The sequence below is a fragment of the Paraburkholderia atlantica genome (genome assembly GCF_009362785.1).
GTDB classification, from domain to species: domain Bacteria; phylum Pseudomonadota; class Gammaproteobacteria; order Burkholderiales; family Burkholderiaceae; genus Paraburkholderia; species Paraburkholderia atlantica.
Genome location: NZ_WHNQ01000021.1, coordinates 101,400 through 126,919, shown reverse-complemented (window position 1 = coordinate 126,919; position 25,520 = coordinate 101,400). Strand labels below are relative to the sequence as shown.

The following is a 25,520-nucleotide window of genomic DNA, read 5'->3' as shown; positions in this document are numbered from 1 at the left end:
TTATATTCCTTTTTGCTTCCCGCGACGTTGACGCGGCTTGCCCATCAGCACCGGCTGGAAAACCACCGCGCCGATCAGCGTGCAGAACAACGAAAGCGCGAGCAGCCTCCCCATGCTGGACGTGCCCGGATGGTGCGACAGCCACAGGCTACCAAACGCGGTGGCCGTTGTGGCGGCGCTGAACAGCACCGCATGCGTGAGGCTCGACTGCAACAGGCCAGTCTGGCCGTGGCGCCACGCCATCACGAAGTAGATCTTGAACGCGACACCGACGCCGAGCATCAGCGGCAGCGCGATGATATTCGCGAAGTTCAGCGGCATGCCGAACACCACGCACAACTCGAGTGTGACGAGTGCGGAGACCAGCAGCGGCACCAGCGTGCGCAGCACGTCGCCGATCCGGCGCAGCGCGATCCACAGCAGCACGGCGATCGACAGCAGCGCATAGACGGCCGCCTGCAGGAACGCCTTGATGATCGTGTTGGCCGAATGGATGATCGAGATGGGTCCGCCGATCGCGCCCGGCTCGGCCTTCTTCACCGCGCGCGCGAAGCGGGCGAGCATCTGGTCGTCGTTCGGATCGACGCCGGGCAGCACCTTCGGCGCGATATCGACGAGCGCATGGCCGCCCTTGCCGATCCACATCGCGGTGATGCCTGGCGGCAGCGTCTCCCGAGTGATTTCGGTCGGCTGCAGAAGATTCTCCAGCTGCTTCAACGCGATGCGCAGCGTGTCGGACATCGCGACTTCGGCGCGGTCGCGCGTGGCGGCGTCGGCGGCCGCGAGCTTTTGCAAGGTCGCCGATAGATGCTGTGCCTCCGCCGCTCCCGGTCCCGGATGGTCCTCGGCGGCGAGCGACAACTGATTCGCCGCGCGCTTCAAGGCGGCAACGCGCACCTCGTCGGTGGCTTGCGGCGCCGGCTGCTGTTGCAGCGCCGGCAGAAGCTGCTGCGCGGCGCTCGCGATCAGCATCATCTTCTGCTGCTGGTCGGCCGGCACGAAGGTGCTCAGCGTGTTGACGCGGCCCACTTCCGGCAGCTTGCGCAGTCGCTCGGCCATCGCGTCGGCGTCGGCAAGCGACGGCGCCAGCGCCTGCACGTTGTTGACCGCGGCTTCGGGCGAATCCTTCAGCGACAGCAACGTCGCCATCGACTCCGTATGCGGGTCCTTCAGATGCAGCGGATTGAAGTCGAACCGCAGGTGCGCGAGCAGCGGCGTTGCGCCGATCACGACGATCAACGTGCCGATCAGCACCGGCTTGCGATTGCGGTCGAGGAAGTCGTCGACGGGTTCGAGCTGCTTGAAACCCGGCGAGACGACTTCGCCCGGCGGATTGAAGATCTTCAGCAGCGCTGGCAGCAGCGTCATGTTGGTGAAGTACGCGACGAACATTCCGACGCCCGCGATCTGGCCAAGCTCCGACACGCCGCGATACGCGGTCGGCAGGAACGAGAAGAAGCTCAGCGCGACTGCCACGGCCGCGAGCGTGAGCGGCACGCCGATACTGTGCGCGGTGTGCATCAGCGCGGCCGACAGCCTGTCGTCGCGGTTGCGCTCCTCGCGATACTTGACGCCGAACTGCACGCCGAAATCGACGCCGAGCCCGACGAACAGCACCATGAACGCGACCGAAATCATGTTGAGCGCGCCGACCATCAACAGGCCGAGCGCGGCAGTGATCGCGAGACCGACGAACAGCGTGATGAACACGGCCGCGATCATGCGGCCCGAGCGCAGCGCGAGCCACAGAATGATCAGCACGACGATAAAAGTGCCGATGCCGTTCAGCACCGCGCCGTCCTGCACCGACGCGAACTCCTCGTCGGCGAGCGGCTGCTCGCCGGTCAGGCGGATCGTCGCGCCGTAGCGCTCCTGAAGATGCAGCGACACCGCGGTCGCGCGAATCGCTCTCGATGCGCTCGCACCCGGCTCCAGCGCGTCGTAATTGACGACCGGCTGCACGACCACGAACGCGCGCGCCGGATCGGTAGCGGCGCTTTTATCGACGAGCGCGCGCCACGAGAACGCGGCGGGTTGGCCGGCCAGCACGCGATCGAGCGTGTTCGCGCTTTGCGCAAGCAGCCGGCTCATGTCGGGGAGTTTGACCTGGCCGAGTTGCAGCGGCAGCAGCAGGCTCGTGGTCAGCGTGCCGGCGAGACCGGTCAGGCTCGGATCATGCGCAAGCTGATTGACGAGCGGGCGCGACTGCACGAGTTGCGAGGTGGTGGACATCACCTCGTCGGTGGACGGAAACAGCAGGCCGTTGTGTTCGAAGAACGGGCCACCCGAGGGCTGCGAGACCGACGTGAACTCTTTAGTATCGGCTCTGAGCGCGGCGGTCAGCGCGTTGGCGGCGGCGTCGGCGAATTCGGGCGCGCGCGCCTCGACCACCACCAGCATGGTGTCGCCGCGGTCGGGGAAGGCTGCGTCGATCGCATTCTGGGCTGCCGCCCATTGCTTGTCGGTCTCGACGAGACGGCTGATGTCCGTGTTGATCCTGAAGTTATGCGCGACGTATATGCCGCTCAGGACAGCGAGCACGATCGACAGCGCGATGATCCTGAGCGGATGACGCACCGAGTACGCGACGAGACGGACGATATATGGCTTCAGCATGTAGGCGGACGTGGCCTTATCACGGGTGTTGTTTTTGACGAAGGTGCATAAGTATACAGAGCCCGGGCAAGCAAGCCCGACTTCGGTAGCAAGTACGGCTCCTGACAGCTTCGCCAGGATGGGAACGTAATCCCCGCTATACTGGTCTACCCTCTTTAGCCGTGGGGGCTACGGCCCGCCGGCGCTACTTCTTTCGAGTCATGACAAGCGTATGAAACGATATCTGACTGCTTTTGTGGCTGCGGCCGTGGTATCCACGGCGGCGTTTGCGCAGAGCGCACCCGACGCGGTGGTAAAAAGTGCGGTCCAGGGCACGGTGACTGCAATGAAGGCTGACCCGCAGGCGCGCGGCGGCGACATGGCGAAGATCACCCAGGTCGTCCAGACCCACTTCCTGCCCGCCACCGACTTCCAGCGCACCACGCGCATTGCTGTCGGCAAGCCGTGGGCGACCGCGACGCCCGAGCAGCAGAAGCAACTGTACGAGCAGTTTACGCTGCTGCTCACGCGTACCTATGCCGCGTCGCTGTCGCAACTGCGCAACCAGGACGTGAAGTTCCAGTTTGCGCCGGTCAATGTGCAAAGCGGCGCGACCGACATCGTCGTGCAATCGCACGTGATCAGCACCGGCGGCGACGATGCGATCGACTACCGCCTCACCAAGGGGCCGTCGGGCTGGAAGATCTACGACATCAATATGATGGGCGCATGGCTGATCCAGGTGTATCAGACGCAGTTCGCCGATCAGATCGCCAAAGGCGGCATCGACGGGCTGATCAAGTTCCTGACCGAGCATAATGCGCGCGGCGCGTAAGCGGGTCGGTCGACAGAAGCTTTAATCGGTAAAAGAAAAGCGCGGTGGCCTTGCTTGGCCACTGCGCTTTTTTCATGCTGCATAGGCGGCGCCCGGCCGCCTCCTGTGGAACGCCTCAGTGCGTCGCCGTCGCGGTCTCCACCTTCTTGCCCTTGCCGGCGCGCGTGATTTCTTCGAGCTTGATTTCGACGTGACGCGAGAACACGTACTCGGCGGGACGCTGCTTGTCGAGCGGGATGTCCTGCGCGAACGCGCCCGTGGTCTTCGGACCGCGCATGCTGACCTTCAGCGCCTTCAGCGGATGCGCAACCGTGTCCATCACGGCCGTCGCTTCGAAACCGCAGTGGACCATGCAGTCCGCGCACTTCTCGTAGTTGCCGGTGCCGTACTTGTCCCAGTCCGTGGTTTCCATCAGTTCCTTGAAGGTCTTCACGTAGCCTTCGCCGACCAGATAGCACGGCTTTTGCCAGCCGAACACGGTACGCGCCGGGTTGCCCCACGGCGTGCATTCGTAGGTCTGGTTGCCCGCGAGGAAGTCGAGGAACATCGCCGACTGGCTGAACGACCAGTTCTTGCCGTTGTTGCCGCGCTTGAAGATCTCGCGGAACAGCTGCTTGGTCTTGTCGCGATTCAGGAAGTGCTGCTGATCCGGCGCGCGCTCATATGCATAACCCGGCGACACCGTGATACCGTCGACGCCCATCGGTCCGAGCGTGTCGAAGAACTTCGCGACACGTTCCGGCTGTGCGTCGTTGAACAGCGTGCAGTTGATGTTCACGCGGAAGCCGCGGCGCTTCGCTTCGCGAATTGCGGCGACGGCCTTCTCGTACACGCCTTCCTGCGACACCGAGTGATCGTGCGCTTCCTTGTCGCCGTCGAGGTGAACCGACCACACGAAGTACGGATTCGGCTCGTAGTCGTCCATCTTCTTTTCCATCAACAGCGCGTTCGTGCACAGGTACACGAACTTCTTGCGCGCCATGATGCCCTTGACGATCTGCGGCATTTCCTTGTGCAGCAGCGGCTCGCCACCGGCGATCGACACGACCGGCGCGCCGCATTCGTCGACTGCCTGCAGGCATTCTTCGAGCGACAGACGCTGGTTCAGGATCGGATCCGGATAGTCGATCTTGCCGCAGCCATTGCAGGCGAGATTGCAGCGGAACAGCGGCTCCAGCATCAGGGCGAGCGGATAGCGTTTGTTGCCGGAGAGATGCTGGCGCATGATGTATGCGCCGACGCGGACTTTCTGTAGCAGCGGAATAGACAAGGCGTCCTCCTTAAACTTCGCGTGCAGCGAGTGGTTGCATCAGTTTCGATGGCAACTTGAATTCGACTTTTTCTTCACGGCCCGCCATCGTCGTGACATCGACGGGCCCCAATGCGCGCAGCGCATCGATTACGTTTTCGACCATTTCTTCAGGTGCCGACGCGCCGGCCGTGATGCCGACCGTGCGCACGTTTGCGAACCATTCCGTCTTCACTTCGGAGCCGTCGGCGACGAGGTAGCTCGCCACGCCGCTCTCGCTGCCGATTTCGCGCAGCCGGTTCGAGTTCGAGCTGTTGGTTGCGCCGACCACCAGCAGCACGTCGACCTGTTTGGACAGCTCGCGCACCGCCGCCTGGCGGTTCTGCGTTGCATAGCAGATGTCGCGCGTGTCGGGACCGACGATGTCGGTGAAGCGGCGCAGCAGCGCGTCAATGATGCCGCGTGTGTCGTCGACCGACAGCGTGGTTTGCGTCACGTAGGCGAGCGGCGTATCGACCGGCAACTCGAGCTTCGCGACTTCTGCCTCGCTCTGCACCAGCAGCACCGTACCGGGAATCTGGCCGATCGTGCCTTCCACTTCCGGATGGCCGGCGTGGCCGATCAGGATCAGCGTGCGGCCGGCGGCCACGTACTGGCGACCCTGCACATGCACCTTGGTCACGAGCGGGCAGGTGGCGTCGAGCACGTCGAGGCCGCGCGCTTCGGCATCACGTTCGACGGTTTGCGCAACCCCATGCGCGCTGAATATCGCCACGGCACCTTGCGGCACTTCATCGAGTTCCTCGACGAAACGCGCGCCCTTCTGGCGCAGATTGTCGACCACGTGACGGTTATGGACAATCTCGTGGCGGACATACACGGGCGCGCCGTGTTGCTGTAACGCACGATCGACGATTTCGATTGCGCGGACAACGCCCGCACAAAAGCCGCGCGGCTGGGCAAGGATGACTCGCATAAGTTGGCGAACTCCGACTAACGCGGGTTTCGAAGAAGTCGTGAAGCTGACTTTATCGCCGCGCTCATCTTGATTAGTTGACGTCTTGAGCCCCGGCGACCGGCCGGTACAGCAAAACCAAACGCGCATTCTAACGCTATCGGGGCCGCTTTGCTTTCTGGTGCGGCCCGTGTGTTGGGCGCTTGCCGCATTTGCTGGGGCTTGCGGAGGACCGGGGCTACGAGGAGCGTTACAACGATGTAAGGAGCCAGCGCCAGATCGCCTCGTAATGCGCCCGGCCATGACCGCACACTGCACCGTCACGGCGGAACCCTTAAACTACCGATCCTTGCTGCGCGGACATCGCGCTGTATTACAGAATGGTTTCGAGGCTCGCTGGATGGACGTCGATCAACACGAAAACTTTCCGATCGCGAGCGTATTGCTGCCGAAGGCGCTACGCGCGCCTGTCGGTATTATCTATCAGGTCGTGCGCACCGCGGCCGATATCTCCGCCGAAGGTCAGTGGAACGCCGCCGAGCGGCATGCCCGCCTGGCCGATTTCCGCGCCGGGCTCGACGCGATCGCGCAACGGCGCGCCGCGCCCGTGCATGCGCTGCTGTTCGGCAAGCTCGCTGGCGTGATCGCGCAATACGAGCTGCCGCTCGAACCGTTCTACGATCTGCTCGACGGCTGCGCGCAGGACATCGATACGCACCGCTACGCGGATCGCACCGAACTCGTCGATTATTGCCGCCGTTCGGCGCATCCGGTCGGGCATCTGCTGCTGCATCTGGTCGGTGCGGCGACGCCGGACAATCTCGCCGACGCCGACGCGATCTGCACGGCGTCGCAGCTGATCAGCTTCTGGCTCGACGTCGCGGCCGACTGGCAACGACAGCACGTGTACCTGCCGCAAGCCGATCTGCTGCGCTTCGGCGTGACCGAGGCGCAGATTGCCGATGGTGTCGTCGATGATGCGTGGCGCGCGCTGATGGCGCACGAAATCGCGTTCGTGCGTGCCACGCTGATCAGCGGCGCGCCGCTCGCGCTGCGCATGCCGGGGCGGCTCGGCATCGAGCTGAGCGGCGCGGTGCATGCGGGACTGCGGTTTCTCGAGCGCATCGAGCGCGCGGACTACGATGTCTTCCGCAAGCGCCCGGTGCTCAATCTGTTCGACTGGTGCGTGGTGGCGGCACGCACCCTGACAATGCAACTATCCAGACGTGTCGGCATGGCGGCGCGTTCAATCGAGGGTAATGCTTAATGGCGGCGGTCCTGTTCATTCTTTCGTGTGTTTCCCTGCTGATCTGGTGCGTACTGCTGTTCGCGCGCGGCGGCTTCTGGCGCGCGCGTCCCGCCGAGCCGCTGACCATCGCGGCGCGCGACGCATGGCCGGCCGTCGCGGCCGTCGTGCCGGCGCGCAATGAAGTCGACGTGATCGCCGAGGCGGTCACGTCGCTGCTCAAGCAGGACTATCCGGGCGCGTTCCACCTGATCGTCGTCGACGATCACAGCACCGACGGCACCGCCGATGCCGCGCGGGCCGCCGCGCTGCAGCAGCAATGTCCGGAGCGCCTCACCGTGCTGAGCGCGAAGCCGTTGCCGCCGGGCTGGTCCGGCAAGGTGTGGGCGCAGTCGCAGGGCATCGAGGCCGTGCGCACGCTCGATCTGCCGGCCGAGTTCCTGTTGCTGACCGATGCCGACATCGGCCATCCCGCCGAGGCATTGACGCAGCTCGTCGCGCGCGCGGATGCCGAAAAGCGCGACCTCGTCTCGCTGATGGTCAGGCTGCGCTGCGATTCGTTCTGGGAAAAGGCGCTGATTCCGGCCTTCGTGTTCTTCTTCGCGAAGCTGTATCCGTTCGCGTGGGTCAACAATCCGCGCAACCGTACCGCGGCCGCGGCGGGCGGCTGCATGCTGGTGCGCCGCGCGGCGCTCGAGGAGGCGGGCGGCATCGAGTCGATCCGCGCCGAGCTGATCGACGATTGCAGTCTCGCCGCGCGCATCAAGCATCGCGGCACCGGGCGTCATCCGATCCGCCTCGACGTGGCGGCGAAGAGCGTGTCGCTGCGTCCGTACGATAGCTGGCGCGACATCTGGAACATGATCGCCCGCACCGCGTTCACGCAGTTGCGCTACTCGCCGCTGCTGCTCGCGGGCACGCTCGTCGGCATGGCGATCATCTATCTGTTGCCGCCGGTCGCGGCGTTGATCCTCGGGCCGCTCGGCTGGCCGGCCTGGATCGCGTGGGCGGCGATGTGCTGCGCGTATGCGCCGATGCTCGTCTACTACCGGCGCTCGCCGCTGTGGGCGCCATTTCTGCCGCTCGTGGCGCTGTTTTATGTCGGCGCGACGTTCGCATCGGCGGTGCGCTACTGGCGCGGCAAGGGTGGGCAGTGGAAGGCGCGCGTGCAGGCGCCGGTCCAGGAGCGCTAAATTCGGGCGATGGCCGAGGTGCTCGTCGGATGCAGAATGCAGACGTAAAAAAAGCGGCTCCCGGCCGCTTTTTTTACGTCACGCGCTTTTCATCACGCGTTCGTCAGCATCATGTACATCTGAATCACGACGTCGGGCGAGAACGTGAACGGCACCCAGCCGTGGCCGGTGTGGCGCATCACGAGCAAACGGTCGCCGCTCGACTGCTTCTGCACGGCCATCATCGGATTCTTCGTCGACACGAATTGCCAGCCCGGCGGGATGCCTTGCGGCTGCTCCGGCGTCATCGACGCGCGCGCGTTCGACAGTTCCTCGATCAGCCTGCTGATCTGTTCCGGGCGCAGCGCGACGGTCTGGTTGCCAATCGTCATCGTGATTTCGTCGCGCGCGGGGCGGTTGATTTCGAGCGTCGGCTGGATTTGCGGCGCGGCCGGCTTATCGATCGTTTCGGCGTTTGCTTCGACGTTTGCTTCGGCCGTTGCTGCGGGGCTCGCGGGCTGTTCCGCTGCCGCTTCTGCCGCTGCGTCGTGCGCGGCATGCTCCACCGCCGCGGGCGATGCCGCGTCAGCGTTTGTCTCGGGAGTGTTCTCGGCCTGCGTGGCCACGACAGCCTGAATGAGCTGATCGACGCCCATTTCCAGCGCGCCGAGCTGTTCGTGAAGATTCATGCGAGGTTTCTCAGGTAGGACCCGCGATTTTACCTGCTGCGCGCGGGCTTGGACCCGTCGCCGGCGCGGGACTTGTAACAAAATGCTTACGGCCGTCGCTTACCGCTTCAGATACCCCGCCTGCCGGAACCATTCGAGCGCATCGGCGAGACCCTCGCGATAAGGCCGCGCGCGATACCCCAGTTCGCGTTCTGCCTTCGCCGATGTGAAATACATCTTGTTCTTCGACATCTTCAGTCCGTCGACGGTGACGAACGGTTCGCGCTTCGTGAACTTGGCGACCGCTTCCGCGCCCATCGCGAGCGGATACAAAGGCCAGCGCGGCAGGCTCAGTGTGGGTGCCTTGCGGCCGGTCAACGCCGCGATGTCGGCGAGCATCTGCTGCAGCGGCAGATTTTCGCCACCGAGAATATAGCGCTCGCCGATCTTGCCGCGTTCGAGCGCGAGGAAATGGCCGGCGGCGACGTCGTCGACGTGCACGAGGTTCAACCCGGTATCGACGAATGCGGGAATCTTGCCGAGCGCCGCCTCCAGGATGATGCGGCCGGTCGGCGTCGGCTTCACGTCGCGCGGGCCGATCGGCGTCGACGGATTGACGATCACCGCGGGCAGGCCGTCCTCGGCGATCATGCGCTCGACCGCGCGCTCGGCGAGCACCTTGCTGCGCTTGTAGACGCCGATCGCCTGATCGGCGCGCAGCGGCGAGGTTTCGTCAGCGGACTGGCCGGAGCTCGTCACCTTCAGCGTCGCGACGCTGCTCGTGTATACGATGCGCTCCACGCCTTCCTTCAACGCCGCGCGCATCGTCGCCTCGGTGCCTTCGAGATTCGCGCGCTCGATCTCGCCAGGGTCCGGCGCCCACAGCCGATAGTCGGCGGCCACGTGCAGCAGATAGCGCACGCCGCGCAGCGCGTTGCGCATCGATGCTTCGTCGCGCATGTCGCCGACGACGATTTCCGCATCGAGCGATTCGACGTTCTGGCGCGGACTCGTCGCGCGCACCAGCACGCGCACGCGAAAGCCTTTGCTTTGCGCGATGCGCGCCACCGACGAGCCGACGAAGCCGGATGCGCCGGTCACGAGCACGAGATCGCGATTCTGTTCGGTCATTCTGTTTCCATTTCCTGCGTGACGGTCGACGGATTGTACGTGGCGCGCGCAAGGGATGGGTGTTGTCGAGCACGCTCGCCGCGACACGACTAGAATGCCGGCTTGAAAGACTGTCAGGCATTAAAAGGAGGTAGCGGCATGGCCCCGGATCTGGATGAGCGGATCGAAACATATTACGCGCGGGTGCGCGGCACAGTGCAGGGCGTTGGCTTTCGCCTGGCGACGGTGCGCCAGGCGCACGCGCTCGGCATCAAGGGATGGGTCGCGAATCTCGACGACGGTTCGGTCGAGGCGATGTTGCAGGGACCGGCCAATCAGATCGACCGGATGCTGTCGTGGCTGCGTCACGGACCGCCGGCGGCGCGCGTGACCGAGGTGAGCGGCGAGGAGCGCGCGACCGACAAGCGGTACGAGCGCTTCGAGCAGCATTGAGGGCGAGCTGAGCGGGTTAAAAAAGCGGCGCGCCGTCCAGAGGAGGGCGCGCCGCTTTTTCGTTGATTCCTTGATCGGCCGTGGTTTGCCGCGTGGTCGGCGCTCAGCGCGCCACCAGCAAACTCTCCGCGAATCCCCACTCATCCTCGATCCACTGATGACTGCACACGAAGCCGGCGTCATCGGCGATCGCGGGCAATTCCTCCGCGCGATACTTGTGGCTGCTTTCGGTCCAGATCGTCTCGCCCTCCTTCAGCGACACCGTTAGCTTTGCCGCGCGCACGTGAGCGGTGATATCGCGCTTTGCGCGCAGATGCATCTCGATGCTGCGAGCATCCGGATTGAAGCGCGCGACGTGCTCGAACTCATCGAGCGGGAAGTCGGCGTCGAGTTCGCGGTTGATGCGCGCGAGCAGGTTCAGATTGAACGACGCGGTCACGCCGACCGCGTCGTCGTAGGCGGCGATCAGCACGGGCGTCGGTTTGATCAGATCGGTGCCGAGCAGCAACGCGTCGCCGGGCGCGAGCATGTTGCGGATGTCGCGCAGAAAACGCGTCGCCGCGAGCCGGCCGAAGTTGCCGATCGTGCTGCCGAGAAACAGCACGAGCAAGCGGTCGCCGGGCGCGCGCTGCCGGCTCACTTCGGCGAGACCGGCCAGATAGTCGCGCTCATAACCGACGATCGAAATCCGCTCGATGTCACCGAGTTCGCGCCGGCACAACTGCAATGCACTGCGCGAAATTTCAATCGGGCAGTAAGAAGTGGGGCGCTTTTTACACAGTGCCTCGAGAATGCGCCGCGTTTTGCGGCCGCTGCCGCTGCCGAGTTCGGCGACCGTCACGTCATGCGGCAAATGCTCGACGATATCGGCCGCGTGCTTCGCGAGCAGCCGTTCTTCGGCGCGCGTGACGCCGTATTCGGGCAATACGGTAATCACTTCAAAAAGTGCGGAGCCGACTTCGTCGTACAGGTACTTCGACGGCAGCTCTTTTTGTGGCGTGTGGGTGAGGCCGGCGTACACGTCGGCGGCAAAGGCGCGGCGTAGTTCGGAAGGCGAGTTGCTAAGCGATAGGGCTGGCTGGGTCATGCTGGCTCCAGTAGTCACATTCGATGAGCGGGATTGCTGCCGGGTGGTGGCATGCGCGATGAACGCGGTTGACGCATGCCGTGGGCGAGATGCGCGGACGTCGGTTCATGGCGGCCTCCAAGACTGCGCTCAGAGTTGCATTCGCCGACCCGGCTCGTGGGTGCTGCTGGTTTCGTGCCGCTGTGGCCGTCGTTGTCGCGAGTGATGCGGCCACAGCGTGCAAAACTTGGTAGCAAGATTCGCGCACGGCGTTGACGAACCGGAAATGGCTTCGCCGGCCGCGCGCACGAAGTTATGTTCTAGTGCATCGACGCGCGATGTGCACGACTAATTGCAGCCGATTGACGAAAAAGCGCAGGTCCGTCGGCGAATAACCCGTCTAGAATGCCCGTTTTCCTGCGGTTTTGCACAGCCGCTTCAAAACAACAACGCAGCGTCGGCCGTTTTGCTCGCGTGCCCGCCTGCTCACGAGACATCTTATTCATGACGACAACGAACGCCGCGAGCCTGCGTCGCGCACCGCAAGCCCACGCGTCACACCGATTCCGGACCACGCAATGAACCACAACGACTTCAGGCGAGGGATCGCATTGTCGGTTGGTGCGTCGGCGATGTTCGCGTTACTGTCCGCTTACGCGACGCTGCTGAAACCGCTTTCGGGCCTCGACATCTTCGCGTGGCGCATCGTGTGGACCGTGCCTGGCGCGCTGCTGCTCGTCGCGGTGCGCAAGCGTCTGCCGATTCTGCACGCGCTCGTTGTCCGAATGATGAAGCAGCCGAAGCTCGGCGTCGCGATGATCGTCGCCGCTGGCTTGCTCGGCGTGCAGCTATGGCTGTTTCTGTGGGCGCCGCTGCATGGGCGGATGCTCGAAGTGTCGCTCGGTTATTTCCTGCTGCCGCTCGTGATGGTGCTGGTCGGTCGCTTCCACTATCACGAACGGCTCGACGCGTTGCAGTGGTTCGCGGTCGCTTGCGCGGCCGTTGGCGTCGCGCATGAGCTGTGGGTGACCGGCGCGTTTTCGTGGCCGACGCTGGTCGTTGCGCTCGGCTATCCACCTTATTTCGTGCTGCGCCGTCAGATCAATCAGGATTCACTCGCGATGTTCACCGTCGAAATGGCCTTGCTGTTGCCGGTGGCGATCGTGTTCATCGTCAGCGGCGGTTCGCTGCAAGCGATCGCCGGACGCGCGGAAATGTGGTTTCTGCTGTTGCCGGGCCTCGGTGCGTTGAGCACGCTCGCGCTCGCTTCGTATCTGAAGGCGAGCCGCCTGTTGCCGGTCGCGTTGTTCGGCATCCTCGGCTACGTCGAGCCGGTGCTGCTCGTGTTCGTATCGATCACGCTGCTGCGCGAAACGCTGAGCGTCGCGCAACTCGCGACCTATGTGCCAATCTGGATCGCCGTCGCGCTGACAGCGTTGCACAGCGTGCGCTTCGTTCGGTTCGCGTCGAGCTGAACGGCGACGCCCGCTCAGCGATGCGCTTCGGTCCGCCGTGGATTGATGCGCGTCGGGCCTACCTGCGCCTCGATCGCGTCGCGCAACTCGGGACGCCAGCCGACCCCGAACAGCGCTTCGGCGAGCACGAATAGCGGGCCGATCAACAGGCCGATCACGTCGTCGACGAAGGCCGGCTTGCGATGTTCGTACGCGACGTGACCGACGAACTGGAACACCCAGCCGATCACGAAGAGCCCAATGCCGGTCGCGAGCCACATGAGAGTCGTTTGCGCGGCGATCCACTCGCCGAATCGGACACAAAGCGCCGACACGCAGGCCATCAGCACGCCGAGCGGCACGTCGAGCGCGAGGTAGTAGACGGTCGCCGCGACGAACAACAGCCACGCTGGGGACAACGTGACCGGGAACATCGCGGCGCCGAACGACGGGCGGCTCAACAACACCGCGAGCGCGAGCACGATCAGCGGAATGCCGACGAAGTGCGTGGCGATATTGCGCCGGTCGCGGTGGTAGGCCGCGTATTGCGTCAGTTGCTGCGTCAGCGTTCTCATCAGTGCCGCTCCCGTGTCAAAGTCAGCATAATCGAGGGCGGCGGATTTTCAAACCATCGGGTAGCCGGCAATCAGCGACGATCGCCCACTAATGCTGTCCATGGTTTGTACTGTGCTCGTCGAGCGCAGTCAACGCGCGCTCGGGTGCCCGACGCGACGTTTCAATGGGCCGATCGTCGCGGCGGGCAACGTGGTGAGCAGCATGTGCAACGTGAAGTCGAGATCTTCGCGCGCGATGTCGAGTTGCACGCGGTCTTCTCCGCGCACGATTTCCGTGTTGATGACATAGACGCCGAGCGGCGAATGAAGCAGTGCGCGCAAGTGAGCGTGCGGCAGGGTCACGAGTAGAAGCGCGCGCGCCGACGGAAACGGAATGACGTTGCTGTGTTGAATCTGCTTGCTGGCAGATTGCGGCGAGAGCTTGTCGAGCGATTGCGTGAGAGCCATGTGATGCGGCGTTCGTGTAACGCGATGGTGAATTGGAACAATTCGAGAGTAATCGCCCGCGTGTAAAGACGGTGCAAAAATTCGCGCGTCTGTCGACAAAAAGATACGACACGGCGTGACACGCGGTATAAAAAAAGGCGAGTCATAAGACTCGCCCTCCCTGAACGGCACGGTCCGGCTTCGATCAACTTCTATTTGAACAGCACCTGCATGGCCGGTCAGCGCCGAAACCGATCACGTGTTATTGCGTTTTGGTCGTGTCGGCTTGTGCGCCGTCGGCTTTCGCCGGGGCAGTGCTGGCCTCTTTCGCGCTCTCCGTTTTAGTCTTCGCCGCGCTCGTTTCGACGGCATTTTTGCCCGTGGACTTATGGGCCTTCTTCGTATGGGCCGAAGTCTTTTTCACGTGCTTTTGCGTGGCGGCTTCGGCGGGCGCTTTCGCTGCGGTCGCGCTGTCGTCCGTTGCGCCGGCTTGCACCACGGTGCTCGCCTTCAGATTCGCCTGGCCGGCGGCCGGCAACTGCGCGGCTTGCGCGGGTTGTGCGGGTTGTGCGGGTTGTGCGGCGGACGGTGCGGCGGTTTGAGCGAATGCGGTCGACACGAGCAGTGCGGAAGCAACAGCGGCGAAAAGCGTCTTCATGATGTGACTCCTGGTTGAATCGGTGGATTCGTTTGTCGCGGCTGAATCATTTCAGCGCTGCCGGTTTAACGTGGGGCGGAATACAGGAGTTGACGCTGCGCTGGTGACAAAACGTAAGTAGTGCGTCAGCGCGGATACATGTTGCGGCTCAGAGAGCGAATCCGCGGAAAGTCGCCGCGCTCAATGAAGACGCGACCGCCGTCTTTCCGAGCAACTGCGCTAAAGCCTCCGGCGAGACCGCTGGGCTGAACAGGAAACCCTGGGCCACCGTGCATCCGTGGCGGACCAGAAACTCGCGCTGGACATCGAGCTCGACCCCTTCGGCGACGACATCGAAGCTCAGCGTTTCAGCAATCGCGATGATCGCAAGCGACAGCGCTTCGAGCTCCTTGTCTCTGCCGATTTCGCAAACGAAGGCGCGATCGATCTTGATGCGATCGACGCTAAAGCGTTTCAGATAGCTGAGGCTCGAATAGCCGGTGCCGAAGTCGTCGATAGCGATGGACACACCGAGTTCGCGCAGCTCGCGAAAAGCCCGTTGCGCTTCTTCCGCGTTGCGCATCAGCGTGCCCTCGGTGACTTCGAGTTCCAGCAGTTCGGCGGGCCAATTGGCGTCCTCGAGTGCCGAGCGCACCACGCCTGGAAGGTCTGCCCGTTCGAGTTGAAGTGGCGAAACATTGACCGAGATGCGCACGGGCGGAAGCCCCGAGCGTACCCATGCGCTCGCCTGCAGGCACGCCTGCCGCAATACCCAGGTGCCGATGCTCTGGATCAAACCGGTTTCTTCGGCAAGCGGGATGAAGACGGCCGGCGACACCTCACCGAGTTCGTCGTCGTGCCACCGTAACAGCGCCTCGGCGCCGACGATGCATCCGCGTTTCATGTCGATCTGCGGCTGATACGCCAGATACAACTCACTGGCTTTCGCTGCGCGCCGCAGTCGCGTCGTGAGCCGTAACTTCTCCGCGGCCGCCCGGCTCAGCTCCGGTTCGTAGAATTGATAGCCGTTTCGCCCGCGCGATTTCGCCACGTACAACGCGGCATCGGCATTGCGCGTGAGCAGTTCCGGCTGGGCGCCGTCTTGTGGATAAGTACTGACGCCGATGCTTGCTTCGAGATAAAGCTCGTGCTCGCCGATGCGATACGGCTCGCTCATCTCGTGAATCAGCGTATCCAGCATTTCGGTGAGTTGCTTCGCGTCGGCTCGTTCCGCGACGATGACGAATTCATCGCCCCCGTAGCGCGCGACGAAATCCGTCGCGCGAAGCAGGCGCTGAAGCCTTCGCGCCACAGCTTGCAGCAGCAAATCGCCGACGCGGTGTCCGAGCGAATCGTTGACGTCCTTGAAACGATCCAGATCGAGGAACAGGACGGAAACGTTCTGGCCTGTCGCGGCCGCGCGCACCAGCGACTCCGAAAGATGTTCGCCGAGCAGCACCCGGTTCGGCAACTCGGTCAGGGCATCGTATCTGGCTTGATGCTCGAGTCTTTTGAGCGAGCGGCGAAGATGCGCTCCAATGCGGCCATTCCAGTGAATCAGCGACAGCAGCAACAAGGCCGAAGCGACGCCGCAGCCCAACAGCATGCGCGTAAACCACTTCGCATCCAACGACGATTTGCTGACGACTGAAGCGACCTTGGCGTCGGCCGCGAGCCGTACGTCGACGACCCGCTCGAGGACGCTGTAGAAATAGGCGTCGATTTCCTCGAGCCGGGGGTCGCCCACTGCCACGCTGCCGGGATGCTCCGCGATCATCCGCGCAAGACCGAAGCTCTGTTCGCTGAGTCTGCCGATCATGTCGTCCAGATCCGACAGCCGCGATACGCATTCGTGGTTCTCGCTGCAACTCTCGCGCGCGTCGCGCGTCAACGCGAGCAGCTCCAGCATCGGAAAGCTATAAGCGGCGCGATTGTAGAGCGGCACCGTCGCTATCGAGGTGTAGAGCGTCGCATGCTCATCGAGCATGACGTGCTGAACCTGGTCGAGGTCGTGGCGCAGCCGCCCGGAAGCCTGGATCGTCCGAAGCGAACTGTCCTGCTCGCTGCTCTGGCGGATTGCGAGGAAGGTACTCGTCGCAATGACAGCGAGAATGGCAAGCACGGCTATGACAGTACCGGCTTTGCGCGCTGCTTCCTGTCCCAAGGCGCTTCCCTTTCCGTCAACGCGGCACGGGCGAAAACCGGCTCGCCCGGATAGTGAATGTTCAGGTGGCTGCATGACTTGCCTTAGGGCGCTGGGGATCTAGCTGGTAACGGCGCGCTATGGCTCTGCTTATCCGCCTATCGATCTGCAAATTCCACGCGGTTGCGTCCGCTTCGCTTGGCGCGGTACAGAGCCGCATCGGCGAGACCGTATGCGGTGTCGAAGCAGGTTCCGACTGCGTTGATGCTGACGCCAAAGCTGGCCGTGATGCGGCGCTCGACCGGTGGAACGACCAGCGAGTCACTGATGGCTTCTCGCATGCGCTCGGCAAGAATGGCGCCACTGGCCGGTTCATGGCCGGGCAGCAACACGGTGAACTCCTCACCGCCCACTCGCCCGATGAAGCCCTGTTCCCCGACGATTCTGCGCAGGCAATCGACGACCCCCGAAATGACCGCGTCTCCAGTGGGGTGGCCGTAGTCGTCGTTGATCCGCTTGAATTCGTCGATGTCGAGGATGATCATCACCGCGCTGCTGGTGCGCAAGACCTTGGTGGTCCGCTCGATCACGGCGCTGCGGTTCAGCACGCCGGTCAACGCGTCGTGCGATGCGCGATACGCCAACTGCTGGGCCAGCACCTGCATCTCGCGTTCAGCCCGGTCGCTGCGGCCGATCAGGCGCCGTGTTTCGCGCATCAGGCGCTGGAAGTGCTCGATCAGTTCGCCCAGCGACTGGCGATACTCCGCGGCATCCGCATCGATGTTCAAATGCATGGCGCGAGCCTTGGCCAGCGCCGTGCTCTCGTTCTGGAACAGATCGGGTGCGCCGCCCGAGGACACGTCACGGGAAGAGGTCGAGCGCACCTTATTTTCCCTGCTGCGCGATAGGACGATCGGTGAACTCGATTGCGCGGAAATCGGCCTTCAGTTCTTCGCCGAATTCGGCAATGGTCTCGTCTTCCTCGTCGCGATACCAGTTCATCGACACGCGGCTTCCCGATTCCGCCGCCTGATCCAGCGCGTCGAAGATGCTGAACAGCATCTTGGTGCTCGAGCTATTGAAGTACGTCAACGCGACGTCGATGGTGATTTCGGCCCCGGCATTCGCGGCGAGGTACTTGCGCATCTGCTCGATGATCGGCGCGTAAAAAGCGGCTGCGTTTTCCGGGTAGGACTCACCCTTGATCGACAACGTGTGTTGGTCGAAGCGAAAATCGACTTCGGGCGACGTCGTCGTCGCGGGGATGTGTAGGTTTTCCATTGTTCTTGTGCCTTCCTGCTCAGATGATGGCCATGAGGCAAAACAGCGTGGTGCCGGGTTCGTCGGCACGCGGATGAAAAGCGAATTCAAGCGGCGCGCTCGCATCGCGCGCCATCGTCAGGAAGCCGAGGCCGGCGCCCTTGCTGTCTTTCGGAGCGTCGGTGCGCAATGTCACCTTGTACGCCTGCTTGATTTCTTCGAGCGACATGTTGCGCAGAGGCTCCAGCCTGCTGCGCAGGCCCTCGACCTCGGCGGTCGCGATCGGATTGACGCACAACATCACGTGATGCTCGCCGTGTCGCGAGATGCACACCGCGCCCTCGCGTATCGCGCCTGCTCCTTCGCCGCCGGACTCCAGCGCGTTCGACGAATAATGAACGATGTTCTGTGCCAGCTCGATAAAGGACGAGAAAAGCTTGCGGCGGGTAGGACCGCTGACACCGGCGACTTCGAGTTGCAGTTTCACGACTTCGCCCATCGACGCGACGATGTTATGGGAGAAGTAGCCCTTGTGATAGAAGAGCACGTTGCGCCGCTGCGCGAGTTCGAAAAAGGCGCTGTCTTGTTCTAGTAGTTGAGACATTCTGGGAATTCACTAAATGCGGGCACAGAAAAGCGTGATGTCGTCACGGCGCGTTTGATTGCCTTGCCACTCCGCGAGCGCGAGCCGGACGCGCTCGCAAATCGTCGCGGGAGTTTCGGCGCGGTTTTCGAGGATCAGGTCGAGCGCACGGCGCCGGCCGAAAGAAATATTGCGCGGACCGCCGATCTGATCGGCGAGGCCGTCGGTATAGATGAACAGCAGGCTACCCGCTGTGACCGGGATGGAGCGCAAGTTCCACGCATAGTCGGCACGACTGTCCACATAGCCGACACCCATGCGGTCGGCGCTGATCGTCTCGAACTCCGCGGCATCGGGCGACAGGATGTGCAGCGCGATCCTCGCGCCGGCAAAATGCAGCACGTTCTCCGTGGCATCGAACCAGAAGAGCGCCGTGTCCAGGCCGTCGTTGGATTGGGTTCCTTCGTCGGCACTGTTCACTTGCCCCAGCAAGCCCTTGACGTTGCGATTGACGGCCGCCAGCAGCGCGGCGGGGTCGCGCGGACCGATCTGTTCGAGCGCCTTCGACAGTGACGCCGATGCAAGCAAGGTCATGAAGGCGCCGGGAACGCCATGTCCGGTGCAATCGGCAACGGCGCCGAACCAGCCGTTCGGAAAGGCCGCGAAATGATAGAAGTCGCCGCCGACGACGTCGCGAGGTTCCCAGACCATCGCCGCGTCGCGCAGCTTCATCGACAGCGTCTCGCTGGAAGCACGCAACATGGCGCGCTGGATCACGCTGGCGTACTCGATACTCTGCATGATCTGGCGGTTCTTCTCCGCCTGCATTTCCGCGACCGCGCTGATCAGCTGCAGACCACTGCCGAGACCCGCGAAGAGTCCCTCGCGTGTCACGATGAAACCATCGACCAGTGCTTTTTCACCGGCCTCGACGGTCCTGAAGGTTAGCGCTTCGATGCTCACGTCGGCATCGACGATGAGCGGGTCCTTGTCCATGAACGCGATGCAACTCTTCTTGTCGTAAAGCTCGCGATGGAACGGCTTGCTCATCTGCGACATGAAGATATCGCGGTTGATCAGGCCGATGGGACGCTGGTCATTGATGACAGCGAGACTCTGCATGTCGCGTCGCGCCGAGAAGATCTCCATGACCACGGAGTTGGGATCTTCAACGTCTACGGATGGAACTTCCTGGCACAAATCTCCGGCAGTGCGCGGATTCCCCTGTGCGGAAGAGCGGCGAAATCTCGAGAACGCTGGATGCATGGCGACGCCAGTCGAAGTATGAAGAAACCTCGCACGCTAAGGTTTCTCTATGTACTTTATGTGACAGAGCGGAGGTGATCCGCTCGATTGGCGCGAGATTAGAAAACGAGCGGTCACGCAAAGGTTTGCGTGACCGACATCAGTAAAACTTGCGAGCTGCGAGGTTGCGCAAATGCAACGCCGACGGGCCTAGTCATTGAAACGGATTCTGCACGACACCCGGCTTGGCATCCGGCTCGTCCGGCACCTTCGCCGGCAAATCCTTCTGCGCCTGCAGACTCGCGACGATTGCATCGAGCGCTTCCTTCAGCGCGAGCGCCGCCTTCAAGCCGCGTTGATCGCGTGTCAATTCGAGCGTGCCGTTCAGCACGATACGCGTCGTGCCGTTGCTGAGTGTCAGCGCATCACCCTGAATGTTGAGCACGTCGTCATCGTTCGAATAGGGCTTAAACACCTTTTAGTCCTCCTGGCCGCTGGTCCTTCAGGTTATCCGGAATGCCCGGAAAGCGGATGCCCGACATCGCTTCGAGTTCGTGAATCGTGCGCATGTCGTAGCGGTTGGTCGCCACATTATCAACCACGACTGCGAATGCCAGTTGACGCGACGGCACATAGACAACCTTGTACAACTGGGTCGGCACGAACACGCGCGTCGGTCCGATCGTCTGCAATTGCTGACCGGTGAACAGCGGTCCGGTGACGACGTACGTGTCGTCGTAGGAGAGCGCAATCTTACGCACCGCGGTTTCGATGCGCGCCCACAATCGTTGGTTGTTCTGACGGTCTTGCGGCACGATGTTCGCGAGCGAGAATGATTGCGCCATCGCCTCACTGTTCCAGCGATTGCCAGCCGGACTCATATGGCCGCGATCATATCCACTGCGCTTGTAGTCGGCGAGTGTCGCGCCTTCACCTTCGGGCAGACGCGCGTCTTCGAAGAACTTGTTGGTACGCACCATGTCCTTCGCTTCTTCGATGTGCTCGCGTGTCAGATGCTCGGCCGACCACAGCGGACCGTGCGTGATACCCGAATGCAGCACCGCGAAATCGCTATAACAAAGCATGCGCGTTTTGGGCGCCATCTTCTGATTGATGAGGACGGGCCATTGCGCATTCGGCGTGAAGCTGGTGCAGGAGGGCGCCGCGCCCGCATGAGCGGCGACGGCGAGGAACAGACAGGCAAGCCACTTCTTCATGTGTCGGCGGTTCGATGAAAGGGGACGCAAGTATAGCGTCGCGGCCCGCATCGAGCGACCGGGCAATGCGAATCAAGGAAAGGGGATGGGAAACAGAAGAGGCGGCGTGCGCCGCACAAAAAAGTGGGCCGCTTTGCAGCGACCCGAATGCGTGGACTTCCGACTCTACGCACGCAAGCTTAAGAAGGTCTTAAGGCTTGCGATATGGCGGTACGTTATGTTCGTTTGCGCACGAACAGAATTACGCGTACGAACAGTGCTCGCGCAATGAGCCGGAAGTTTCGACCGGAAAAGAGAGCGCGGCGAAGCGCGCCAGAGATTAATTACCGAACACGCTGTTTTCAGCGCGGGTTTTTTGACGATCCACCGCCTGCAAACGCCAGAAGCCGCTAGTCGCCTTGCGGGTTCGCAGCGCGGTCCATGCTGCGGCGCCTTGAGCGGCGCTCACTCGTTCCTTGCGATCGACGTGCAGACCGCGCAACGTACAGAGCGGCGCGTCGGCGCTCGGTGCGCACAGCGTGGTCACGCCGTTCTCGTCGCGCAGTTCACCCCAAGGGGGTAAATCGATCCCTTGATGCGCTTCTCTCGACCACCGATGTTCATCGGTATCGAGCCAGAGCACAGCGTAATCATGGCTTACGGTGGGATCGGAACCGTTAATCAGGATGGTCAGTCGCATAGCAGTTCCGTTCATAAATTGCGAAGGGCTTTACCAGTCTAGGCGGCGCGGCGCTTTATGCAAGACAAAGGCATGATTTGCGAACGGAAAAATAATTCGCCAAACCGGGTGGGAAGGTACGGTGCATGCTCAACGCGGCGCGGCGTACGCGACATGCATGCTGTAACGACCACATCCACATCGCGAGCCGCGGCAAATCAACGCAGCTGACAGGCGTTCAAGCGAGATCGAGCGAAGCGGTCAGATCGCCGAGCGGCGCGAGTCCGTTGCTGGCGAATGCCTTGTCCCGCACGATTACGCCATCAAGCGGAGCGAGTCCATGCACACGGCTAATGAAACGGAGAATTGAGTTCGTGTCGTACACCGTGTGATCGACGTAACCCTTCTTCGCGAGCGGCGAGATCACCAGCGCGGGAACGCGCGAACCCGGCCCCCAACGATCGCCTATCGGCGGCGCGACGTGGTCCCACCAACCGCCGTTTTCGTCGACGGTGACGATGACGACCGTGTTCTGCCATTGCGGGCCGCGCTGAATATGCTCGATCAGCGTCGCGATGTGATGGTCGCCCGAGGCGACGTCCGCGTAGCCCGCGTGCATGTTCAGGTCGCCCTGCGGTTTGTAGAACGTGACGGTCGGCAAACGTCCCGCGTCGATGTCGGCGATCAGGCGATTAGTCGACGCGTCGTTGCCCATGCCGCCGTCGCGCAGATAGCGGCGGCGCGCGGCGGTGCCCGGCGCGTAATTGGCGAAGTAGTTAAACGGCTGATGGTGGTACTGGAAGTCGGGCATCGATCCCGTATCGCGATGATCGAGCGCGAATTGCCACGCGCCGCTGTACCACGCCCAGTCGATGCCCTTGGCGGTCAGCCGGTCGCCGATCGTCGCGTAATTCTGCGGCGGCATCACGCGCGGGTCCGACGGATCGGCGAAAGCCGGGTCGCCGCCTTCGGCCGGACGCACGCTGCTCGGCTGATACGGCGGCGCCATCGTGTTGACCGCGTAGCCGTCGGCGGTGAAAGCGCCGTCATTGACGAACTTCGGCGGACCGTCGAGTGCCGACGCGGGCGAATTGGGCGCGAGCTTCAAACGGGTGCCGGTCGGATCGTCGCCTTCCAGGACCGACACCATCTTCTTCGCCGGACTGTTGTGGATGTCCGGGTAATACGGCGCCTGCGCGGAGATCAGGAAGATGTGGTTCAGCCACGAGCCGCCGAAAGCGGCCATGAAGAAGTTGTCGCACAGCGTGTACTGCTGCGCCAGATTCCACAGACGCAGCGTGTCGGCGGAATTGCGGTAGTGCCCCATCACGAGGCCGCCTGAATCGCCCCACGCGGCGAACTGGTTGTTGCGCCCCGCGTTGATCTGCATCTGGTTCTGATAGAAGCGATGAATGAGGTCGCGGGTGATCACGCCGGTCGGCAGCGGCGCGCCGTGCGCATCGACGATCTGGAACGGCCGGTTGCGCAGATGATCGAGATCCTTTTCGCCGATCATGTAGCGCTTGCCGTCCACTTCCTGCGCCTGCGGCACCAGCCCGCCCCAGATCGCCGGCAGCCGCGGCAGCGGCGTCTTGCCATCGCGGTCGAGCTGGACGTACTGCTCGGCGGTGACCGCGTCGAGCGGATGCTGGACACCCGGATAGTTGCCGTACAGGTTCGCGAAGCTGCGGTTCTCCGCGTAAATCACCACGATGTTCTTCACCTGATCGTGCAGCGCAGCGTCGAGGCGCAAGTCGGCGGCGCTGCGCGGCGGGCCGTTGCCCGCGAGTCCCTCGCCCGTTTTGCAGCCGGTCAACGCGAGGCCGAGGCCGACCGCCGCGAGACCGGTCAGGACGCGCCGGCGTTCGGGATCGTCGGGGGCGTCGTTGGTGTTGTCGATTGAATCGGGGTTGTCCAGTTTCGGCAGCAGGTGAGGATCGTGGTCGGTCATCGGTGAGTTCCGAAGGAGACGTGACGGTCGCATCGGCGCCGCTGGAGGCGGCGCGCGCGACACCGGTTACGGGTCCGCCGAGGCCGGCAGGCCTCGCGGCTTTACGGCAGCCGACGCTTGACGCGCCAGCTGTGATGCGTGGCATCGACAGCCAATAGTAGCCAGTGCCGTGCGTCGATCGGATGACGCTTTTGCGTCGCGTAACGATCGACGGTCAATTCGAGTTCGTCATGCGCGCGCCGATGACAGGTGGCGTGCGCGCCGGAGCCATCCGCGAACTCGACGCGTGCCTCGGCGAGGTTCGGCGTGCCGGCCGGTTCGGGAAGATCGGCGATGCGCACCGCGCAGCCAGGATAAAGATGCGAGTCGGCAACCTGAATCTGGATCGCGTTGGGCATGACGTGGCCTCCTACGCTTGGACGGCGCGAGCGCGCGGCTGGGACACACCGCGCCGCTGGACCGGATCAAAGCATAGCACCGCGTAGCCGATTCGCCGCATGCTTCGCGCTTCCGAACGCCTGCGTGACGCGACCGGGCGCGGCACGCATCTGCTGATCCGCGTTTAGCGCGACCTCGTGTTCGTCGCGAAGGCGCGGACCCCCGAGCCGATGTACAGCTCGGTCAAGGTGCACGTTGCATGCGCCTGCCCGCGGATCCAACGGTGCATGGCCAGGTGCTGATGGGCGATCTAAGCTTCGAGGAGTTGCGCCAGCCGTATCCGCAGCCGCAGTTCGAACGCTTCACCGAGCGCACGCCGGCTATGCGGCCGGCGAGATGTCGTTCGAGCGGGGGATTTCGGTGGTGAACGCGCCGGTGCGCGACCAGAGCGGCAAGAGCGCCGCGTGCGTTCGGAGACCGGCGAGAGCGGCGAGCGTGAGCCGCTGATCATCGCCTTGCCGCACATTGACCGCGCGCTGACTTCACGGCGGCGCGACTACTTCAAATACTTATTTCATATCTGTCGGCGAGTCCTGCTGCATTGCGCTGCAGGACTCTCCGTGACCGCTTGAGCAGTGAAACGAAAGGCGCGCCTTTTGTCTTCGATGGGCCCTGACGAAGCGCTGTGCGCTAAAGCGTTTTGCGATAAACCACGAAGCCGGACTTTTCCGCGACCCTGTCATAGAGCTGCATCGCGGTGTGATTCGTCTCGTGCGTTTGCCAGTAGACGCGTTGCGCGCCGTCGGCTTTTGCCCGCGCATAGACGGCCTCGATCAGCGCACGGCCGACGCCCTTGCCGCGCTCGCTATCGAGCGTGTACAGGTCCTGCAGGTAGCAGATCGGTCCCGCCATCGTCGTATGACGGTGATAGAGAAAATGCACGATGCCCTGCAATTGCCCGGCGCGTTCCGCGACGAACGCATGCATCGGCTCGTAGCCATCGAAAAAGCGATTCCACGTGATTTGCGTGATCTCGCGCGGCAACGCGGTCTCGCCCGAGCGGCCATAAAACGCGTTGTAGGCATCCCATAGCGGCAGCCATGCATCGAAATCGTCACGGGTGACGGCGCGAATCTGCAGCGGGGCGGACATGTGGGCGGCTCCTTTGGAAAGCTGTGGAACCGCCAGCATAGAAAATTTGCGGCGCGATTGTTAGCTCCACCATGATCGCAAAATCTGGAGCCACGACGCGTGCGACAGTGCGGTGAGCCGATGCATCACCGCGTGCCGCGAGTCAGTGCTTGCGAGGATGCTTCTGGCGAAGCTCGTTCCGGACCTTCTTCGCGGCGAACAGCGGAACGTAGTCGAACACGCGCGCCTCGTTCCGGAATTCGGCGAGCGTATCGGCGTACATGCGGGACACCGTTTCGGTCGGCGTGTCGGTTTCTTCGGCGATGCTGCGGACTACTTCGTCTACATTCGGCTCAGGCTGCGACATGGACGCTCTCCGGATAGTGCGCGGCCGACTGGATGGACGGTACGCGCACGGCAGGAGTCCATTACAGGATGTGATTCGCGAGCACGCCAATTGAATCGACCTATCGTTCGACCGATTTCACAGAGATTTTCTTCTTGCCCTGCGGC

The 25,520-nt window shown here is 63.0% G+C and carries 28 protein-coding genes; 7 read left to right on the top strand and 21 right to left on the bottom strand.

Going from position 1 to position 25,520, the window contains the following annotated elements; genetic code table 11:
• Positions 1–2,616 (bottom strand): hopanoid transporter HpnN, encoded by a 2,616-nt coding sequence (gene hpnN / locus GCT19_RS26430; RefSeq protein WP_152853586.1) that lies wholly within the window; start codon positions 2,614–2,616, stop codon positions 1–3.
• Positions 2,617–2,827: 211 nt separating this feature from the next.
• Between hpnN and GCT19_RS26425 the strand changes: the two genes are divergently transcribed.
• Entirely contained in the window at positions 2,828–3,430 is a 603-nt protein-coding gene (locus tag GCT19_RS26425; RefSeq protein WP_018438381.1) for an MlaC/ttg2D family ABC transporter substrate-binding protein, read from the top strand.
• 115 nt (positions 3,431–3,545) lie between these two features.
• On the opposite strand, the gene hpnH is transcribed toward GCT19_RS26425, so the two are convergent.
• On the bottom strand, positions 3,546–4,700 hold the full coding sequence (hpnH, locus tag GCT19_RS26420; protein ID WP_013092815.1) for an adenosyl-hopene transferase HpnH: 1,155 nt from the start codon (positions 4,698–4,700) through the stop codon (positions 3,546–3,548).
• 10 nt (positions 4,701–4,710) lie between these two features.
• Positions 4,711–5,655: a 4-hydroxy-3-methylbut-2-enyl diphosphate reductase gene (ispH, locus tag GCT19_RS26415; RefSeq protein ID WP_013092814.1), complete on the bottom strand. Its 945-nt coding sequence runs from the start codon at positions 5,653–5,655 to the stop codon at positions 4,711–4,713.
• Positions 5,656–6,034: 379 nt separating this feature from the next.
• Between ispH and hpnC the strand changes: the two genes are divergently transcribed.
• Both hpnC and GCT19_RS26405 read left to right on the top strand, forming a co-directional pair.
• On the top strand, positions 6,035–6,901 hold the full coding sequence (gene hpnC, locus GCT19_RS26410) for a squalene synthase HpnC (protein WP_152853585.1): 867 nt from the start codon (positions 6,035–6,037) through the stop codon (positions 6,899–6,901).
• A complete protein-coding gene (locus GCT19_RS26405) occupies positions 6,901–8,073 on the top strand; it encodes a glycosyltransferase (protein ID WP_152853584.1) in 1,173 nt (390 codons plus the stop codon). The genes hpnC and GCT19_RS26405 overlap by 1 nt, the downstream gene beginning before the upstream one ends.
• A 92-nt stretch (positions 8,074–8,165) precedes the next feature.
• On the opposite strand, the gene GCT19_RS26400 is transcribed toward GCT19_RS26405, so the two are convergent.
• Both GCT19_RS26400 and hpnA read right to left on the bottom strand, forming a co-directional pair.
• Positions 8,166–8,741: a hypothetical protein gene (locus tag GCT19_RS26400; protein WP_152853583.1), complete on the bottom strand. Its 576-nt coding sequence runs from the start codon at positions 8,739–8,741 to the stop codon at positions 8,166–8,168.
• A gap of 99 nt (positions 8,742–8,840) precedes the next feature.
• The gene (hpnA, locus tag GCT19_RS26395; protein ID WP_152853582.1) at positions 8,841–9,851 is read right to left on the bottom strand and encodes a hopanoid-associated sugar epimerase; all 1,011 of its coding nucleotides are present in this window, start codon (positions 9,849–9,851) and stop codon (positions 8,841–8,843) included.
• Positions 9,852–9,989: 138 nt separating this feature from the next.
• On the opposite strand from hpnA, the gene GCT19_RS26390 reads away from it, so the two are divergent.
• A complete protein-coding gene (locus GCT19_RS26390) occupies positions 9,990–10,283 on the top strand; it encodes an acylphosphatase (protein WP_013092809.1) in 294 nt (97 codons plus the stop codon).
• Positions 10,284–10,386: 103 nt separating this feature from the next.
• Here the strand turns inward: GCT19_RS26390 and egtD are convergent, their stop codons facing one another.
• Positions 10,387–11,370, bottom strand: a complete 984-nt coding sequence (gene egtD, locus GCT19_RS26385) for an L-histidine N(alpha)-methyltransferase (protein ID WP_018438376.1) — start codon at positions 11,368–11,370, stop codon at positions 10,387–10,389.
• A 557-nt stretch (positions 11,371–11,927) separates the two neighbouring features.
• Here egtD and rarD point away from each other — a divergent pair.
• On the top strand, positions 11,928–12,824 hold the full coding sequence (gene rarD, locus GCT19_RS26380) for an EamA family transporter RarD (protein WP_152853581.1): 897 nt from the start codon (positions 11,928–11,930) through the stop codon (positions 12,822–12,824).
• A 14-nt stretch (positions 12,825–12,838) separates the two neighbouring features.
• Here the strand turns inward: rarD and GCT19_RS26375 are convergent, their stop codons facing one another.
• The 4 genes from GCT19_RS26375 to GCT19_RS26360 all read right to left on the bottom strand — a co-directional run bounded on the left by GCT19_RS26375 (position 12,839) and on the right by GCT19_RS26360 (position 16,428).
• Positions 12,839–13,378: an Mpo1 family 2-hydroxy fatty acid dioxygenase gene (locus GCT19_RS26375; protein WP_018438374.1), complete on the bottom strand. Its 540-nt coding sequence runs from the start codon at positions 13,376–13,378 to the stop codon at positions 12,839–12,841.
• Positions 13,379–13,507: 129 nt separating this feature from the next.
• Positions 13,508–13,825 (bottom strand): hypothetical protein, encoded by a 318-nt coding sequence (locus GCT19_RS26370; protein ID WP_018438373.1) that lies wholly within the window; start codon positions 13,823–13,825, stop codon positions 13,508–13,510.
• A gap of 241 nt (positions 13,826–14,066) precedes the next feature.
• On the bottom strand, positions 14,067–14,462 hold the full coding sequence (locus tag GCT19_RS26365; protein ID WP_152853580.1) for a hypothetical protein: 396 nt from the start codon (positions 14,460–14,462) through the stop codon (positions 14,067–14,069).
• 148 nt (positions 14,463–14,610) lie between these two features.
• On the bottom strand, positions 14,611–16,428 hold the full coding sequence (locus GCT19_RS26360; protein WP_227749339.1) for a putative bifunctional diguanylate cyclase/phosphodiesterase: 1,818 nt from the start codon (positions 16,426–16,428) through the stop codon (positions 14,611–14,613).
• Here GCT19_RS26360 and GCT19_RS43570 point away from each other — a divergent pair.
• Positions 16,414–16,659, top strand: a complete 246-nt coding sequence (locus GCT19_RS43570; protein WP_227749338.1) for a hypothetical protein — start codon at positions 16,414–16,416, stop codon at positions 16,657–16,659. The two genes, GCT19_RS26360 and GCT19_RS43570, sit on opposite strands and share 15 nt — an antisense overlap.
• 83 nt (positions 16,660–16,742) lie before the next feature.
• Here the strand turns inward: GCT19_RS43570 and GCT19_RS26355 are convergent, their stop codons facing one another.
• The 9 genes from GCT19_RS26355 to GCT19_RS26315 all read right to left on the bottom strand — a co-directional run bounded on the left by GCT19_RS26355 (position 16,743) and on the right by GCT19_RS26315 (position 23,896).
• Positions 16,743–17,468 (bottom strand): GGDEF domain-containing protein, encoded by a 726-nt coding sequence (locus GCT19_RS26355; protein ID WP_026229250.1) that lies wholly within the window; start codon positions 17,466–17,468, stop codon positions 16,743–16,745.
• 1 nt (position 17,469) lies between these two features.
• Positions 17,470–17,865: a DUF1987 domain-containing protein gene (locus GCT19_RS26350; RefSeq protein ID WP_018438369.1), complete on the bottom strand. Its 396-nt coding sequence runs from the start codon at positions 17,863–17,865 to the stop codon at positions 17,470–17,472.
• Positions 17,866–17,884: 19 nt separating this feature from the next.
• Positions 17,885–18,448, bottom strand: a complete 564-nt coding sequence (locus GCT19_RS26345; RefSeq protein WP_018438368.1) for a SiaB family protein kinase — start codon at positions 18,446–18,448, stop codon at positions 17,885–17,887.
• A 12-nt stretch (positions 18,449–18,460) separates the two neighbouring features.
• Positions 18,461–19,576: a SpoIIE family protein phosphatase gene (locus GCT19_RS26340; RefSeq protein ID WP_152853602.1), complete on the bottom strand. Its 1,116-nt coding sequence runs from the start codon at positions 19,574–19,576 to the stop codon at positions 18,461–18,463.
• 310 nt (positions 19,577–19,886) lie between these two features.
• Positions 19,887–20,147: a hypothetical protein gene (locus GCT19_RS26335; RefSeq protein ID WP_018438366.1), complete on the bottom strand. Its 261-nt coding sequence runs from the start codon at positions 20,145–20,147 to the stop codon at positions 19,887–19,889.
• Positions 20,140–20,889: a DNA/RNA non-specific endonuclease gene (locus GCT19_RS26330; protein WP_152853578.1), complete on the bottom strand. Its 750-nt coding sequence runs from the start codon at positions 20,887–20,889 to the stop codon at positions 20,140–20,142. The genes GCT19_RS26335 and GCT19_RS26330 overlap by 8 nt, the downstream gene beginning before the upstream one ends.
• Before the next feature lie 319 nt (positions 20,890–21,208).
• Positions 21,209–21,568 carry a DUF3564 domain-containing protein gene (locus tag GCT19_RS26325; protein WP_013092796.1) on the bottom strand — a complete coding sequence of 120 codons (360 nt, stop codon included), beginning with the start codon at positions 21,566–21,568 and terminating at the stop codon, positions 21,209–21,211.
• Positions 21,569–21,785: 217 nt separating this feature from the next.
• Positions 21,786–23,498 carry an acid phosphatase gene (locus GCT19_RS26320; RefSeq protein WP_152853577.1) on the bottom strand — a complete coding sequence of 571 codons (1,713 nt, stop codon included), beginning with the start codon at positions 23,496–23,498 and terminating at the stop codon, positions 21,786–21,788.
• Between the two features lie 101 nt (positions 23,499–23,599).
• The gene (locus tag GCT19_RS26315; RefSeq protein ID WP_152853576.1) at positions 23,600–23,896 is read right to left on the bottom strand and encodes a hypothetical protein; all 297 of its coding nucleotides are present in this window, start codon (positions 23,894–23,896) and stop codon (positions 23,600–23,602) included.
• Between the two features lie 444 nt (positions 23,897–24,340).
• On the opposite strand from GCT19_RS26315, the gene GCT19_RS44835 reads away from it, so the two are divergent.
• Positions 24,341–24,508 (top strand): hypothetical protein, encoded by a 168-nt coding sequence (locus GCT19_RS44835; RefSeq protein WP_408582396.1) that lies wholly within the window; start codon positions 24,341–24,343, stop codon positions 24,506–24,508.
• Positions 24,509–24,566: 58 nt separating this feature from the next.
• On the opposite strand, the gene GCT19_RS26305 is transcribed toward GCT19_RS44835, so the two are convergent.
• Together GCT19_RS26305 and GCT19_RS26300 are read right to left on the bottom strand one after the other, a co-directional pair.
• Positions 24,567–25,028, bottom strand: coding sequence for a GNAT family N-acetyltransferase (locus tag GCT19_RS26305; protein WP_018438361.1), 462 nt, complete (start codon positions 25,026–25,028; stop codon positions 24,567–24,569).
• 142 nt (positions 25,029–25,170) lie between these two features.
• The gene (locus GCT19_RS26300; RefSeq protein ID WP_018438360.1) at positions 25,171–25,374 is read right to left on the bottom strand and encodes a DUF3562 domain-containing protein; all 204 of its coding nucleotides are present in this window, start codon (positions 25,372–25,374) and stop codon (positions 25,171–25,173) included.
• Positions 25,375–25,520: the final 146 nt, after the last annotated feature.

Excerpts from the sequence above, each read along its gene's own strand:
- hpnN (WP_152853586.1), bottom strand. The coding sequence starts at position 2,616 with ATGCTGAAGCCATATATCGTCCGTCTCGTCGCGTACTCGGTGCGTCAT.
- GCT19_RS26425 (WP_018438381.1), top strand. The coding sequence starts at position 2,828 with ATGAAACGATATCTGACTGCTTTTGTGGCTGCGGCCGTGGTATCCACG.
- ispH (WP_013092814.1), bottom strand. The coding sequence starts at position 5,655 with ATGCGAGTCATCCTTGCCCAGCCGCGCGGCTTTTGTGCGGGCGTTGTC.
- hpnC (WP_152853585.1), top strand. The coding sequence starts at position 6,035 with ATGGACGTCGATCAACACGAAAACTTTCCGATCGCGAGCGTATTGCTG.
- GCT19_RS26405 (WP_152853584.1), top strand. The coding sequence starts at position 6,901 with ATGGCGGCGGTCCTGTTCATTCTTTCGTGTGTTTCCCTGCTGATCTGG.
- GCT19_RS26400 (WP_152853583.1), bottom strand. The coding sequence starts at position 8,741 with ATGAATCTTCACGAACAGCTCGGCGCGCTGGAAATGGGCGTCGATCAG.
- hpnA (WP_152853582.1), bottom strand. The coding sequence starts at position 9,851 with ATGACCGAACAGAATCGCGATCTCGTGCTCGTGACCGGCGCATCCGGC.
- GCT19_RS26390 (WP_013092809.1), top strand. The coding sequence starts at position 9,990 with ATGGCCCCGGATCTGGATGAGCGGATCGAAACATATTACGCGCGGGTG.
- egtD (WP_018438376.1), bottom strand. The coding sequence starts at position 11,370 with ATGACCCAGCCAGCCCTATCGCTTAGCAACTCGCCTTCCGAACTACGC.
- rarD (WP_152853581.1), top strand. The coding sequence starts at position 11,928 with ATGAACCACAACGACTTCAGGCGAGGGATCGCATTGTCGGTTGGTGCG.
- GCT19_RS26375 (WP_018438374.1), bottom strand. The coding sequence starts at position 13,378 with ATGAGAACGCTGACGCAGCAACTGACGCAATACGCGGCCTACCACCGC.
- GCT19_RS26370 (WP_018438373.1), bottom strand. The coding sequence starts at position 13,825 with ATGGCTCTCACGCAATCGCTCGACAAGCTCTCGCCGCAATCTGCCAGC.
- GCT19_RS26365 (WP_152853580.1), bottom strand. The coding sequence starts at position 14,462 with ATGAAGACGCTTTTCGCCGCTGTTGCTTCCGCACTGCTCGTGTCGACC.
- GCT19_RS43570 (WP_227749338.1), top strand. The coding sequence starts at position 16,414 with ATGCTCATCGAGCATGACGTGCTGAACCTGGTCGAGGTCGTGGCGCAG.
- GCT19_RS26360 (WP_227749339.1), bottom strand. The coding sequence starts at position 16,428 with ATGCTCGATGAGCATGCGACGCTCTACACCTCGATAGCGACGGTGCCG.
- GCT19_RS26350 (WP_018438369.1), bottom strand. The coding sequence starts at position 17,865 with ATGGAAAACCTACACATCCCCGCGACGACGACGTCGCCCGAAGTCGAT.
- GCT19_RS26345 (WP_018438368.1), bottom strand. The coding sequence starts at position 18,448 with ATGTCTCAACTACTAGAACAAGACAGCGCCTTTTTCGAACTCGCGCAG.
- GCT19_RS26340 (WP_152853602.1), bottom strand. The coding sequence starts at position 19,576 with ATGGAGATCTTCTCGGCGCGACGCGACATGCAGAGTCTCGCTGTCATC.
- GCT19_RS26330 (WP_152853578.1), bottom strand. The coding sequence starts at position 20,889 with ATGAAGAAGTGGCTTGCCTGTCTGTTCCTCGCCGTCGCCGCTCATGCG.
- GCT19_RS26325 (WP_013092796.1), bottom strand. The coding sequence starts at position 21,568 with ATGCGACTGACCATCCTGATTAACGGTTCCGATCCCACCGTAAGCCAT.
- GCT19_RS26320 (WP_152853577.1), bottom strand. The coding sequence starts at position 23,498 with ATGACCGACCACGATCCTCACCTGCTGCCGAAACTGGACAACCCCGAT.
- GCT19_RS26315 (WP_152853576.1), bottom strand. The coding sequence starts at position 23,896 with ATGCCCAACGCGATCCAGATTCAGGTTGCCGACTCGCATCTTTATCCT.
- GCT19_RS26305 (WP_018438361.1), bottom strand. The coding sequence starts at position 25,028 with ATGTCCGCCCCGCTGCAGATTCGCGCCGTCACCCGTGACGATTTCGAT.
- GCT19_RS26300 (WP_018438360.1), bottom strand. The coding sequence starts at position 25,374 with ATGTCGCAGCCTGAGCCGAATGTAGACGAAGTAGTCCGCAGCATCGCC.